Annotated in this window: 13 protein-coding genes; 3 read left to right on the forward strand and 10 right to left on the reverse strand. The window is 52.6% G+C overall.

Translation table 11 applies throughout. The features are described from left to right. Positions 1 to 64 precede the first annotated feature (64 nt). From H5T67_07430 to H5T67_07470, 9 genes are all read right to left on the reverse strand, one after another. Positions 65 to 730, reverse strand: coding sequence for a pyrimidine 5'-nucleotidase (locus H5T67_07430; protein ID MBC7245152.1), 666 nt, complete (start codon positions 728 to 730; stop codon positions 65 to 67). After that, on the reverse strand, positions 727 to 1,005 hold the full coding sequence (locus H5T67_07435; GenBank protein MBC7245153.1) for a hypothetical protein: 279 nt from the start codon (positions 1,003 to 1,005) through the stop codon (positions 727 to 729). The genes H5T67_07430 and H5T67_07435 overlap by 4 nt, the downstream gene beginning before the upstream one ends. A 33-nt stretch (positions 1,006 to 1,038) precedes the next feature. Continuing rightward, on the reverse strand, positions 1,039 to 1,857 hold the full coding sequence (locus H5T67_07440; protein ID MBC7245154.1) for a M55 family metallopeptidase: 819 nt from the start codon (positions 1,855 to 1,857) through the stop codon (positions 1,039 to 1,041). Between the two features lie 48 nt (positions 1,858 to 1,905). After that, entirely contained in the window at positions 1,906 to 2,691 is a 786-nt protein-coding gene (locus H5T67_07445) for an electron transfer flavoprotein subunit beta/FixA family protein (protein MBC7245155.1), read from the reverse strand. 42 nt (positions 2,692 to 2,733) lie between these two features. Next, the gene (locus tag H5T67_07450) at positions 2,734 to 3,906 is read right to left on the reverse strand and encodes an acyl-CoA dehydrogenase family protein (GenBank protein MBC7245156.1); all 1,173 of its coding nucleotides are present in this window, start codon (positions 3,904 to 3,906) and stop codon (positions 2,734 to 2,736) included. Between the two features lie 26 nt (positions 3,907 to 3,932). Continuing rightward, complete coding sequence (locus tag H5T67_07455; protein MBC7245157.1) at positions 3,933 to 5,444, reverse strand: long-chain fatty acid--CoA ligase; 1,512 nt, start codon at positions 5,442 to 5,444, stop codon at positions 3,933 to 3,935. 123 nt (positions 5,445 to 5,567) lie between these two features. Further along, a complete protein-coding gene (locus H5T67_07460; protein ID MBC7245158.1) occupies positions 5,568 to 6,368 on the reverse strand; it encodes an enoyl-CoA hydratase/isomerase family protein in 801 nt (266 codons plus the stop codon). An 86-nt stretch (positions 6,369 to 6,454) separates the two neighbouring features. Further along, on the reverse strand, positions 6,455 to 7,675 hold the full coding sequence (locus tag H5T67_07465) for a 3-hydroxyacyl-CoA dehydrogenase (GenBank protein ID MBC7245159.1): 1,221 nt from the start codon (positions 7,673 to 7,675) through the stop codon (positions 6,455 to 6,457). Between the two features lie 73 nt (positions 7,676 to 7,748). Continuing rightward, the gene (locus H5T67_07470; protein ID MBC7245160.1) at positions 7,749 to 8,948 is read right to left on the reverse strand and encodes a thiolase family protein; all 1,200 of its coding nucleotides are present in this window, start codon (positions 8,946 to 8,948) and stop codon (positions 7,749 to 7,751) included. Positions 8,949 to 9,430: 482 nt separating this feature from the next. On the opposite strand from H5T67_07470, the gene mutL reads away from it, so the two are divergent. Genes mutL through H5T67_07485 form a run of 3 tightly spaced genes read left to right on the forward strand, consistent with a single transcriptional unit; the run spans position 9,431 to position 12,678 of the window. Further along, entirely contained in the window at positions 9,431 to 11,209 is a 1,779-nt protein-coding gene (gene mutL / locus H5T67_07475; GenBank protein MBC7245161.1) for a DNA mismatch repair endonuclease MutL, read from the forward strand. A gap of 56 nt (positions 11,210 to 11,265) precedes the next feature. Then, positions 11,266 to 11,745 carry a PspC domain-containing protein gene (locus tag H5T67_07480; protein ID MBC7245162.1) on the forward strand — a complete coding sequence of 160 codons (480 nt, stop codon included), beginning with the start codon at positions 11,266 to 11,268 and terminating at the stop codon, positions 11,743 to 11,745. Between the two features lie 6 nt (positions 11,746 to 11,751). Next, the gene (locus H5T67_07485; protein MBC7245163.1) at positions 11,752 to 12,678 is read left to right on the forward strand and encodes a hypothetical protein; all 927 of its coding nucleotides are present in this window, start codon (positions 11,752 to 11,754) and stop codon (positions 12,676 to 12,678) included. 112 nt (positions 12,679 to 12,790) lie between these two features. Here H5T67_07485 and H5T67_07490 read toward each other — a convergent pair whose 3' ends face one another. Next, the gene (locus H5T67_07490; GenBank protein ID MBC7245164.1) at positions 12,791 to 14,116 is read right to left on the reverse strand and encodes an acetyl ornithine aminotransferase family protein; all 1,326 of its coding nucleotides are present in this window, start codon (positions 14,114 to 14,116) and stop codon (positions 12,791 to 12,793) included. Between the last annotated feature and the right edge of the window lie 136 nt (positions 14,117 to 14,252).

Genomic DNA, 14,252 nt, shown 5'->3' on the forward strand with positions numbered 1-14,252 from the left:
TTATCCCGGGCTTCATCGCCCTGTATCTGCTCTAACGAATGAAACATGGTCGCTGTCCTGTTTCCTATGCTACTTCCGTCTCCCGCAGCATGATCTGGCGGGCCACGGCGAGGCTCTCCTCAATACGGGTTATGGCCCAATCCACACCATTCACCTCCTGTGCAGATCCCACAAACACGGTAACCATACCCAACTCTGACGCTACGCGTAGATTGGGCAAGGAATCATCGAACACAATGCATTCCTCAGCCCGGACTCCAAGCGCATCGAGCAGGCTTTGATAGGTGGAAAGATGCGGCTTGCCAATATACCCGCTATCTTTGATGTCAAATATGCGCTCAAAATGATGCGCTACTCCCAAGGCTTTCAAAACTTGCTGTGCGTGCTCCTTGGGCGAATTGGTGAAGATCACCTTGCGCCATGGCAAACAGGCTAGTACTCGATTCAACTCCTCGTTTGGTGCCAGAAATTCCTCTACTGAGAAATCATGGACATAGACGAGATAATCTTCTGGATCGATCTGAAATTCTACTACGAGGCCGCGCATTGTCGAGCCGTATTCGCGCCAGTAGCGCGGCCGAAGACTGTTGATTAGCGCATCATCCATGCCCAGGCGTGTAGCCATGTATTCGTTGATGCGTTGGCTCACCATCTCCATCACTCCTATCCTCTTGGGATATAGAGTGTCATCCAGGTCAAATAGTGCGTATTGCAACCTGAGCTCTCTCACACCACGCCCCCTATCACCTTGAAGTGCGATCCCAGAAACACTCCGGCTGCTATGATGAGCCATAGGCCCCCTCTAATGAGACACAGCAGTTCTTCACGGTTTTGCCACAAGGCGAAAGGCGTCAGGATAATAGATGCCCGTGTCAAGCGATACGCTTCTGTGACCAAGGCTGGAGCAGCCACGAGACGGATAAGGATAGCCCCGCAGGAAACTGCCAATACTCCCAGTGCCAGCACCAAGTATGGCAGCCAATAATGCTTGTTAGCCTGTGCCATGCAGCCCACTCGAAAGATGTCGCAGCATAGGATTTACTCATCAACCAAGGCGGCTAGTCCTACCATAGCTCGCCAAGCACGGTAGAGCGTAGGCATGTCATCATGTATAAACTCAACAGTACGGCCATCCAAGCGACGGCTGCCAGGTATCAGCTCTGCCATTTCAGCATGAACGCTCTGCTGAAAACTCACGGTCAGGGTAAGCGGGGGCGAGACGACAAAGGGAAGGCCGCCTTTTTGCACTGCCCGCCTCGCCGCTTCCTTAATCAAGTTATGTACCCTGCTCGGAGCCAAGCAGCGTGCAGCGCGCATTCCGTAGGCACGCTTGACCGCTACCGTCTCAATGTCCCCCAAAAGCGAGCGTGCTTCTTCAACCAGTGACTCGTCACCAGTTACCAGGATTACAGGGACGCCAAAATGGCCTGCTAAAGCAGCATTAAGCCCAAGCTCCCCAACTAGCCTGCCATTCAGCGCCACACTGTGCACTCGCCCACTGTACACGTGGTTTAACACCCCATACATGGCACCTGCCTGGGCGTGGTAGCCAATGAAGAAAGCAGCGTCGCAACCTTCATCCACTCCTTGCATCATTGAGAGTGGCTTGGGCGAGCCACTGATCAATTGGGCAACTGGATTCAGTTTCTCGTGCAAGATATTGCGCATTGACCCATGCGCGTCGTTGACCAAGACCTCAGTCACTCCTGCCGCCAGAGCTCCCTCGATAGCCGCATTGACTTCATCGGCCATCAAGTTGCAGGCACGCTCATATTCCTTTTCCTTGCTACTGGTCTGAGCAAAATTCACAACACCTGACACGCCTTCCATGTCAGCCGATATGTAAATCTTTTTCATCGTACCTCTTAGAGTAATTGCCCTTCACCTACAAGGTGGCAGGGCTAGCTAAATGATATTCTTCTGGCGAAGTATCGCTACCAATTCTTTGGCTGCCTCCGAGGGCCCACTCTTGATGATCTGCCCTGGTTCCTTCGGCGGTGGAGAGAAACTCCGTTTCACTTGAGTCGGGGAACCCTGCAGACCAACCTGCTCTGGGTTTGCGTCCACATCCTTCACGCCCCAGAAGGTCACTTTTCGCTCACGATAGGCAGTCATAATCGCTCCCGCATGTGGATAGCGTGGCGAATTTGCTTCTTTCGTGATAGTCAAAAGCGCAGGCAACTGGGCTTCGATTTCCTCATAGCCATCCTCAATCGCCCTTTTTACCCTCACCCTGCCGTTTTCTATAACTAACTCGCGCACGTAAGTGATCTGTGGGATCTTGAGGTACTCAGCCACTTGTGGTCCAACTTGAGCTGTATCGCCGTCAATTGCCTGCCGCCCTGCCAATACTAGATCGAAATCGCCAATCTTTTTCAAAGCGAGTCCCAAAGTGGTTGCTGTCGCCCAGGTGTCTGCACCAGCAAAGGCGCGGTCGGTCAACAGGATGGCCTCATCTACACCCATCGCCAGGGCTTCCCGCAGCGCATCCTCTGCCTGGGGTGGCCCCATAGAGATAGCAATAACCTGGCCTCCCATTTGCTCCTTTAACTTTAGCGCCTCTTCAAGGGCATTTTTGTCCTCGGGATTGATGATGCTAGGCACGCCCTCGCGAATCAGGGTGCCTGTTCTGGGGTCAAGTTTGACTTCAGTAGTGTCCGGAACCTGCTTAATCAATACGACAATCTTCATGGGTAGCTTTTCCTCCCTCTCCGTGATCAATGGCGTAGGCAATTATCTGAGCCGCAGTCCAATGTTGCGGAACAAGTTGCGGGCAATGATCTCGCGTTGTATCTCGTTGGTTCCCTCAAAGATACGCGTGATGCGTACATCACGGTACATGCGCTCAATGGGATACTTCTTCATATAACCCATTCCACCGTGAATCTGCACGGCCACATCAGCGGCGCGGCAGGCCACCTCTGAACCGAAAACTTTGCACATGGCTGCCATTGTACTGAATTCGCGTCCCATATTTCCGCTATCCATCATCCAGGCTGTACGATAGACCAGGGAACGCAACGCCTCTATCTCGATTGCCATATCCGCAATCATCCATTGAATAGCTTGCTTGGCCGCGATTGGCGCCCCAAACTGATAGCGACTCTTGGCAAATTCCATACTCATTTTCAACGCCTGCTGTGCCGCTCCGAGACATCCTGCGGCAAGGCTAATGCGACCTACATCCAGAGTTTTCATAAACGTGAGGAATCCAGCACCGAACTGGCCCAATACGTTTTCCGCGGGGACCCGGCAGTCTTCGAAGAACAACTCCGCTGTAGGGGAGCCGCGGATGCCCATTTTCTCTTCCCTGCGTCCTACTTTGAACCCTGGGAAGTCTTTCTCCACGATAAAGGCTGTCACTCCACCCCTTGCACCCAAAGCTGGGTCGGTGACTGCCAAGACACTAATGACATCGGCAATGTCTCCGTTCGTAATCCACAGTTTCGAGCCATTTAGGATGAAGTAATTGCCATCACGAATTGCTCTTGTTTGAATCGCCGCGGCGTCCGAACCAGCATTGGGTTCTGTCAGGGCAAATGCCGCGATCTTTTCGCCGCGGGCCAGAGGGACGAGGTACTTCTGCTTCTGCTCCTCAGTGCCATCCAAATAGATGGCCATAGCCCCAATGCCGGTGTGCGCACCAATAATGGTCGCCGTGGAGCCACATACCTTATTCATTTCCTCCATGAGAATGCAATAGCCAATCTCACCTGCACCTGCCCCACCGTATTTCTGCGGAAATGGAACTCCCATAAGTCCCAGCTTGGCTGCCTTCTTGATGATTTCGAACGGAACCCGTTCATCACGATCGATCTCTTCAGCGAGAGGCGCCACCTCTTTCTCCGCAAATTCCCTGATCATACGGCGGAGCAATTCATACTCCTTGGGGAACGTAAAGTCCATTGCTTCCTCCTTCATTCGATTCTTTACTATTCTTTTAGTTGCCTTTTGATGACCTTGCCAGCAGCATCTTTGGGCAACTCAGTGCGGAATTCGATATACCGCGGATATTTGTATGCTGCCATCTGCCCGCGTGCATATTCGATGATTTCCTCAGCATCTACTGCTTCGTCCGGCTCGAGCACTACAAAAGCCTTGATTTCCTCTCCCATGACTTCATCGGGAATGCCAACGACAGCAACCTCAGCGATCGCCGGGTGAGCAAGCAGCACGTCCTCTACTTCACGGGGATAGATATTGAGTCCACCGCGCTTGATTAGATCCTTCTTTCGGCCTACTATGTGGAAGTAACCATCTTCATCCCTACGTCCCAGATCACCGGTATGAAACCACCCACCGCGCATAGCTTCTGCGGTCAGCCCTGGCCGTTTGTAATAGCCCTTCATTACGTTGTGTCCACGGATCACGATTTCCCCCACTGTACCCGGTGGTACTTCGTGGTCATTTTCATCCACGATCCTCATCTGTACACCATAGATGGGTTGCCCGATAGAGCCAGGACGTGGGGGCTTATCCGTGGGATTAAACGACGCGACGGGCGAGGTTTCTGATAGACCATAGCCTTCGAAAATCGGCAAGCCGTATCTCTCCCCAAATGCGCGCATCAAATCCACCGGCAATGCTGCCCCACCTGAGCAGCAGAGACGCAATGAGCTCCAATCGTATCTCTCAGCCCTCGGATAGTGTTGCAGATACCAGTACATAGTCGGTACACCCAACAGTAGGGTGACACGGTCGCGCTGGATAGTCTGCAAAACCTTGTCCGTATCGAAGCGAGCCAGCAGAGTGAGCGTGCCACCTGCATACAATGTGGCGTTCATCACACAGGTTTGCCCAAAGGCGTGGAATAGGGGCAGCACTGCCAGTGAGATATCCTGTGGAGTGATCTTGCACAGCCGATCCGCAGTGAGCGCAGCGTTATAGAACATGTTAAAGTGGGTTAGTTCTGCACCTCTGGGATATCCCATAGCTCCTGCGGTGTACAGGATAACCGCAGTGTCATCTGACCTTGTCTGGACCGTATCGAAGTCAGGCTGGCCGCTCTCCAATAGATCGGCAAAGCGTTTCCAGCCAGGCGGCGCCTGCTTGCCCACAACGATCAAATGGCGGCAGGCTTCTACTCGCTTAAGCGCCTGTTGAGCTTCTGGCAACAATGTTTCTTCTACGATCAACGCCACCGCGTCGGAATCTTCCAACTGATAGGCAATTTCAGCCGCTTTGAACAGGGTGTTCAAAGGGACGACACAGCCACCAGTTTTCAATGCCCCGAAGTAGGCTATGATGAACTCAGGGACATTTGGTAGCATAATAGCTACCTTATCCCCTGGACGCACCCCGAGCTGTGCCAGTCCAGCAGCACAACGATTCGCCGCTTCGTTGAGCTGCCCGTAGCTCATGCGGTAGCCATTGGAAATGAGCGCAGTATGTTGAGGCCGGCTGAAAGCCCCAGTCTCGAGCACAGTTGTCAGATTTAGACTCATATCATAATCTAGTAGCGAATGATAAGTGACAAGTAGGAGTGACGAGAACGAGTGCAGCAGAGAGTCGCTAACAGCGGGCAAGCACGCGGATCACTCGTTGCTCGTCACTCGTTACACATCAATTTATCTATCTTGGAACCTGGGTTGCCGTTTTTCCAGGAATGCGGTGACTCCTTCGTAGCCATCATGGGTGGCGCACAATGCTACGAACTTCTCCTCCTCCATCTTGAGGGCCTCAAGCAGGCTTACCTCCATGCCATGGTTAATGGCTTCCAAGATGGCCGCAGTAGCCAGCCCGCTCTTGGAGATGATCTTTTTGGCCAAATCCTGGGCTGTCTTGACCACCTGGCCGGCAGGTACTACTTTGTTCACTAAGCCGAGGCGTGCTGCTTCTTGAGCGGGGATCATATCGCCCGTCAGAATCAACTCGATTGCCTTGCCTCTGCCAACTAGGCGCGGGAGCCTTGCTGTCCCACCCCAGGCGGGCAGTAACCCCAGGTTGACCTCTGGCTGGCCAAAGCGCGCCGTATCGGATGCGATGCGCATGTGGCAGGCCATGGCCAATTCCATGCCTCCGCCAAGGCAGACGGCGTTGATAGCAGCGATGACGGGCTTGGTGCTCTTCTCAATGCGGTTGAAGAGTTGCTGCCCCTTGACTATCAAATCCCTCTTCACTTCATGCCCTGCCCGGGCCAGATCGATTTGTGCTTTGATCTCGTTGATATCTGCCCCGGCCACGAAGGCGAACTGCCCGGCGCCCGTAATAATGATGGCCTTGACCTCGGGATTGTTGTAAACCTCCTCGAAAGCACTAGCCAGATCATTCACGGTCTGCTCATTGAAAGCATTCGCCGGAGGATGATCAATGGTGAGGGTAGCAATGCGCTCCTCTACCGAAACCTTGACATACTGGCGATCTGCCATTTGACATACTCCTTTCTTCAGTGATTTGAATTGCGATAGGAGCGGAGGGGCACGAGAAACGATCGCATGCCCTTCTCCGCTCACTGCTATGTTGTATACTCGAAGAACCCCTTGCCGACTTTCTTGCCGAGATGTCCGGCCCGTACTTTCGTCTTGAGCAAACGCGCTGGGCGGAAACGATTGCCAAACTTTTCCTGTAGCCTCTGCAATTCGGAAAGCACCACATCTAGCCCCAACACATCCGCGAGCTGCAAAGGTCCCATGCGCTCTTCGCCGTACTTCATGCCCGTGCCGGCAATCATGGCCATGTCGATCTTGTCAGGTGGAGCGATATTCTCGGTCACACATTGCACTGCTTCATTAATCAGTGGCATCATCAGACGCTGCCAACTGAATTCAGTGCCTTTCTGTACTTTGCCCTCATCCTGCAGTTTCTTGATCATGGCCCTGACTGGTTCATCCGTTTGGTCTCCGTATCCGTAGAAGCCGGCGCCTGCTTTCTCCCCGAGCCGACCAGCTTCGAACATCATCTGGAATAGCGGTGGTATCTCTACACCGTATTCCTCGCCCAGGTACCTGGCCGTATGGTAGACCACGTCAATGCCCAACATGTCCATCAGAGTAAAGGGCCCCATTGGCCAGCCAAACTGAACCATAGTCTCGTCAATCTCGCGTGCTGTCGCAGCTCCTTCCTGAAGCGCGAACGTAGCCTCACCAAGATAGGGCATCAGCAGACGATTTACCAAAAAACCAGGGCACTCCTGCACCACCACTGGGATCTTGCGCAGCGACTCGGTGAACATGACCACATCGTCAATCGTTTCCTGTGAGGTATCCAGTCCCGGGATGATCTCGACCAGTTTCATCACATGCGCTGGGCTGAAAAAGTGCATCCCGATCATCTTCTGTGGCCGTTTGGTCGCGGCACCCATCTCAGAAATGGACAGGGCAGAGGTATTCGAGGCAAAGATTGTATGTTCGGGACAGACCGCATCCAACTCAGCCCAGACCTTCTTCTTAAGGCTCATGACCTCGGGCACGGCCTCGATAACGATGTCTACATCGGAGAATTCATCATACGAGAGCGTAGGGGTTACCAGGCTGACTTTCTCCTGCATCTCGCCTGCACTCATCTTACCACTGTCCACGCGTCGTTGATAGATGCTCCGCAATTGCTCCATACCCTTATCCAGCATCTTCTGGTCCACATCTTTCAATACCACTGGCAGGCCAGAATAGGTGATGACTTGAGCAATGCCAGCACCCATGAAACCTGCCCCAACCACTGCAGCTTTAAAAATATACATTGGCTCTCCTCCTTTCAAGTTATTCTGAAAAAGCCAGGTGCGTACGAGAAACGCCCTGTTTTGGCTTCTTTGTTCACTTCCTCTCTAGCACAATGGCAGCACCTTGCCCGCCACCAACGCACTCTGTGGCCAGACCCAATGACAAGCCGCGTTTCTGCATTTCATACAACAAGGTGACCACAATGCGCGTTCCAGAGCAGCCGACCGGGTGACCGAGGGCGATAGCCCCGCCATTGACGTTCACCTTATCCCAATTCCAACCATATTGGGCCAATTCTTTTCCCACTGACAGGACTTGGGCGGCGAAAGCTTCGTTCAGTTCAATTAGCTCCATGTCTGTCAGTTTCAGACCTGCTTTCTTCAATGCCTTGGGCACAGCGTATGCCGGCCCGATGCCCATGATAGCCGGATCTACGCCAGCATAGGCATAACCCCGAATATAGGCCATGGGCTCCAGTCCCAACTCCTTCGCCTTATCCGCGGTCATCACGAGACAAGCCGCAGCCCCATCAGAAATGGGACAAGCATTGGCTGGAGTTACTGTGCCTCCCTCTTTAAATACCGCAGGGTACAAAGCAGCCTTTTGTACTGTGAGCCCAGGATTGATGCATTCATCTTGGGTAATCAGCTCAGAAGCCACTTCCTGTCCTGCAACCTTCTTTTTCACCTCTACCGGCACGATCTCATCTTTGAACCTGCCCGTGCGCGTGGCCATGAAAGCCTTTTTGTGCGACTGGACCGCGTATTCGTCTTGCTCCTGGCGGGAGATATGATACATTTCGGCCAGGTTCTCAGCGGTGCGGCCCATGATCTGGTTACAGATGGGATCCGTAAGCCCCTCCCACAAGGAATCGATGAATGTGGTATGACGCAGTTTAAGTCCCCAGCGTGCACCCCGTACCATGTACGGAGCATTGGACATGCTCTCAGTACCACCACACATGAAAATCTCGCCGTCTTCGGCTTGAATAGCCTGAAATGCATTAGTGATTGCTACTTGTCCCGAAGCACAGTTACGCTGCACGGTGTAGCCAGGCACTTCTTTGGGAATGCCAGCCATCAACGCTGCTACCCGCCCTAGATTGGGTGCGTCGCTGAGCTGACCACAACAGCCAAAGATCACGTCATCAATCAGCGCAGGATCGAGCTTGGTTCGATTCAGCACCTCCTTGATCACTCGAGCAGCCAGATCTTGGGCGGTGATGTCTTTGAGCCCACCGCCGTGTCGTCCAATGGGTGTCCGTACTCCTCCGACAATGACAACTTCTTTCATCTAACCCTCCTTGGCATAGTTTTTTGGCTTTGTCTTATATTAACTGAGCACTGGCGACTTAAAAACAACCGGCAAGAGCCCCGCATGGGAAATGATTCCCGTGACGGATTCTTGCCGGTCATTGGGTAGATGCGATAAACTAAAACAAGGAGAAGTACTAAAGTGCACCTTCCTCCTTTCAAGCATCGTTGCTCATCTCCTCAGCTTTGCTCATCATTGTGGCATGACACGTTTGGAAAGCAGCAGTATTCTACAACAAATTCGTGAAAAAGGCAACTTGGTGATAGAATTCACAATCTCCCCCGGTGGGCTCTTTTGCTCACGCTTTCGCTGCGGTTACTTGCATCTATGCAAATGGAATCGGGCAAGAGCCAGCGCCTTGGCTGCTTTTGAGAATTATCTGTCATATGGTACAATGTAACATCCTCCACAGAAATTAGTGTGGCCGAAAGCAGGTTTTGAGTGTTTCTGGAGCACATATTATGCCTATCCGAATATTGCCACCCCAGGTAGCGAGCAAGATCGCAGCTGGGGAAGTGGTAGAGCGACCAGCCTCTGTGGTCAAAGAACTAGTCGAAAATGCCATTGATGCTGGCGCGACCGATATTCGCATTGAGCTAAGAAATGGCGGGCGCCGTCTTATTCGCGTCAATGACAACGGTTGTGGCATTCCCGAAGATGAGGCAGCTTTGGCTTTTGCACGGCATGCAACAAGCAAGATCTCCAGTGAACAAGACCTCTTGCGCATCCAAACTCTGGGCTTCCGTGGCGAGGCCCTAGCCAGCATAGCGGCTGTATCTCAAGTAACTATGCTCACCTCCGTACGAGATGGGGGAGCAGGCATCTTATTGCGTTTAGAGGGCGGCGAACTCGTACAAAGAGAAAAACATGCCAGTCGCCCAGGAACTGTGGTCACCGTGGAGAATCTTTTCTACAACACCCCTGCCAGGCTCAAATTCCTGCGTTCAGAAGCCACAGAAAGCAGCCATATTATCAAACTCGTCGGCGCTTATGCCATTGCCTACCCTGAATTACGCTTTACTCTGATCGAGAATGGCAAGCTAGTCCTGCAAACATCCGGCACCGGCAAATTGTACGATGTGCTGGTCAAAGTCTTTGGATTGGAGATAGCCCAGCAGATGCTGGAGATTCAACCGGAGGAGAGTGTGCCAAACCACGATCTCCCACCCCAACCTAGCAGCGAAGTGCGCGTGCAGGGGTATATTGGAAGCCCCAGCCTACATCGGGCTACACGGGATTACCAACTCTTTTTCGTCAACCGTCGCTGGATAAAGGATCGTTCGCTCAGCTATGCAGTCGAGGAAGCCTACCGTACCATTTTGCCAACTGGACGTTATCCCGTAGCCATTTTGAACATTACGATGCCACCAGCCGATGTGGATGTCAATGTGCATCCGACCAAGCGTGAGGTACGTTTCCGCGAGCCAAGAGGGGTCTTTGCCGCTGTCCAGCGTGCAGTGCGCTACACTGTGTTGCAACAATCTCCCGTGGCTACAGCGACTGGCCGACCTGCAGCAATGCTACCTCGCGAATGGGAGAGGTATCAACCACAACTTCTCAAGCCTCTTGCCTCGGAAGCAGGCCTTACCCCTGCACAGATGGCATTGGAGATACAACGCACTGCCGATGTAGAGCCAGCCATGATCAGCAGCGTTCCCATGTTGGAGCGGCTGCCTATGCTTCGTGTGCTTGGACAGGTTCGGCAAACGTACATCATCGCCGAAGGGCCAGATGGTCTCTACCTGATTGACCAGCACGCTGCTCATGAACGGGTCCTTTTTGAACAATTGCAAGCGGAGCATGCCAGCATGACTGCATCTGCACAGAATCTACTGCAGCCATTGCCCATTGAATTGCCACCTCACCAACGCAGCTTGCTGGATGCCATTTTGGAACCCCTGAGCGCGCTTGGTTTTGACATTGCACCTTTTGGTGGTGACACCTATCTGGTTCGTGCTATCCCCTCAACTTTACAACCAGCGGATGTGCCAGACGTGATCGCCGAACTGCTCGATGTGGCCAGCGAGGGACGTGACACAACTCTATCGGCCGAGCGTCTGTTGACCATCATTGCTTGCCACGGCGCAGTACGTGCTGGTCAGACCCTTACGCTAGATGAAGCGCGTGAACTGGTCCGGCTATTGGAAAAAACCACTTCCCCTTACACCTGTCCACATGGGCGGCCTACCATGATCCACCTGAGCTCAGCGCAACTAGAACGAAGCTTCAATCGGCGATAGGGTGAGCTGCTAGACACAGGTTTGACTAGAGCATGCCCTTATAAGAGGAGGGCTATATGGAGGATACTTTCTATCGAGATAGGAGCAAAGGGATCATTGCGGGCGTGTGCGCTGGCCTGGCAGAGTATTTCGGTGTCAGCCCAGTATTATTGCGCCTTATCTTCATTCTGGTCGCTTTGGCAAACGGACCGGCAGTATTATCTTATATCGTTTTGTGGATTATTTTGCCAGAAAGGTCAACCATTGGCTCTCCACAGCGGGAGACAGTGCGCGATAATGTGCGCGAGATGGGTGCGGAGGCACGCAGCCTGGGTCGAGAGCTGCAGGCAATGTTTGGCGGCGAGAGCCAAGCAGTTGGCTCAAGCAACCGCGTTATCTGGCTGGGCGCCCTGCTCATCCTTATTGGCGTGGCCTTTCTAGTGGACAGCCTTCACTTATTTAGCTGGTTCCGCCTAGATCAGTTATGGGCAATCGCCTTGATTCTAGCAGGTATAGTGCTGTTGAGTCGGGCACTGCGCAATATAAGAAAGGAATAGAGATTTATGGAAGAAAGACGATATCGTCCTAGCATCGTTGGCCCTCTGCTTTTGATCGCCGCAGGCGTTCTGCTTTTGCTCAACCAGATGGGTAAGCTCCCCTGGAGTGTATGGGGAACCCTGTGGCGCTTTTGGCCGGTTATCCTGATCTTGATCGGCCTGGAAATTTTGATCAGCATGGGTCGCTCAATCATCTGGTACATCGTAGGCTTGCTCATCGCGCTTGTAGTCCTGGCCGGCGTGATTGGTTACGCAGTGTATCAAGGGGAGAAAGTCGCTGTTACATCGCCCGTGACCCGGACGGAAACGATATCGGAGGCAATGCAAGATGCAGACACCGGCCACATCACATTGAAATTTGGAGCCGGAAGAGTCGACATTGGCGTTTTGGCTGATTCGCCGAAATTCATGGAAGGCGAGCTGGTATACGCCCGGTATTTATTGCAAGCGGAGAGGACTTTTCGCATCCAGAATGGTCGTGCCGAGTTTTCCCTGTTTGCCCGAAGTCAACCGATTCCTTTCTGGATACCTGGAGATGTCGCGGGCGAGCATTGGGTTCTCCGATTCACTCCGCGCATTCCTCTCGAAATGGATGTGAGCACAGGCGTGGGCGAAGTGGATATGGATTTGAGTGGTCTTAGGGTTACTCGCCTCGACATTCGTACTGGCGTTGGCGAGACAGTCATTACTTTTCCCGCCGCTGCCGGACTGACCCAAGCCTCCATTGAAGCTGGCGTTGGGGCCATCACAGTGCAGATACCCAAGACCGTGGGAGCGAGGATCCATGTATCCAAAGGTTTGGGCTCGGTGCAGGTTGGCAAACCGCGTTTCATTCGCACGGACGGTGTATATCTGAGCACAGACTACACGACAGCGGAAAACAAACTAGAATTGGAGATCAGAGGAGGATTAGGGGCTATCACGATCAGATAGATCTCTAGAAAAAGTGTCTCCAATCCTATTGCTCGCAAGGATGGGAGACACTTTTGCTGCTTATCAGACAAGGAGACTGTAACGAAATAGCTCAGTCTAGCTAACTGATGACCTAGATTTCTTCCTCTGCTTTAGTAAGCGCTCGCTCAAAAATCTCCAATCCCTCATCTACTAGGTCTGCCGTAACGTTCAACGCAGGCATAAACCGCACAGTGCTCATTCCGCAACCCAGGATCAGCAGTCCCATTTGGAAGCAATTTTGCACGATGGCATCGCGCAGTTCTACCGCGGGTTCCTTCGTATCCTTATCCTTGACCAACTCAACGCCGATCATCAATCCCAGGCCCCGCACATCACCTATAGAGGAGTGTTTACCCTGCATGTGTTTGAGTTTTTCTATTAACCTCTCACCCATCCGGGCAGCGTTTTGCATATAGCCTCCCTCGATGAGACGAATCGTTGCCAATGCCGCTGCACACGAGATGGGGTTGCCTCCAAAAGTATTGCCGTGTGCACCAGAAGGCCACGTCATTTGACGCTTGCTTGCCACCATGGCTCCCAATGGCATCCCTGAGGCGATGCCCTTTGCAATGCAAACGATATCCGGCTCCACGCCCCAGTGCTCAATGGCGAACATTTTGCCCGTGCGCCCCATGCCGGCTTGTATCTCGTCGTCAACGAGCAAAATGTCGTACTTATCAGTCAGTTCGCGCAGCCGCTGATGATAGAGAGGCGGAGGAACCACATACCCACCTTCGCCTTGGATTGGTTCAACAAAGATGGCAGCTACCTCTTCAGGAGAAACAAGCCTCCTGAAAAGAGTATCCTCAATGTATTTCACACAATAGACATCGCAAGAGGGGTATTCGAGATTGTAAGCACAGCGGTAACAGTAGCCATAGGGCACGTGTGTCACCCCTGGCACCAGAGGCGAAAAACCTGCCCGATGCACATACTTAGATGCTGTCAATGACAGGGCACCCATACTGCGTCCGTGAAATGCTCCGAGAAAAGCAATCATCCGTGTGCACCCTGTGGAATAGCGCGCTAGCTTGAACGCCGCTTCGACCGCTTCCGTACCGGAATTGGTGAAAAAGACTTGTTTTTGCTCTCGTCCTGGCACAATGGCATTGAGTTTCTCAGCCAACTCTATCTGCACCTTGTAGTAAAAATCGGTCCCAGACATGTGGATGAACCTGTCCGCCTGGTCCTTGATTGCCTGTACTACTTCGGGATGGCAATGTCCGGTAGCGTTGACCGCAATGCCTGCAGTAAAGTCGATGAATTGGTTTCCATCTATATCCCATACCAGAGAGCCTCTGCCATGATCCATCACGAAAGGATACGATCTTGTATACGATGGCGAAATGACCTCGGCATCCCTCTTTACATACTGCTGAGCCAGAGGCCCAGGAATTTCCCGCTTTGTTTCTGACATAATTCGCTATCCTCCTTGATATGTGGTTATGCGCTATTATAACCTCCAAAAACGGTATTCTCCAAAAGAGCAAGGCATGTTGGTAACGTCGGCCTAGACTTTGACATCCCCTGCTTTTGCATTAGAATCAAAACAA

Source organism: Chloroflexota bacterium, assembly GCA_014360905.1.
Lineage (GTDB): Bacteria > Chloroflexota > Anaerolineae > UBA2200 > UBA2200 > JACIWX01.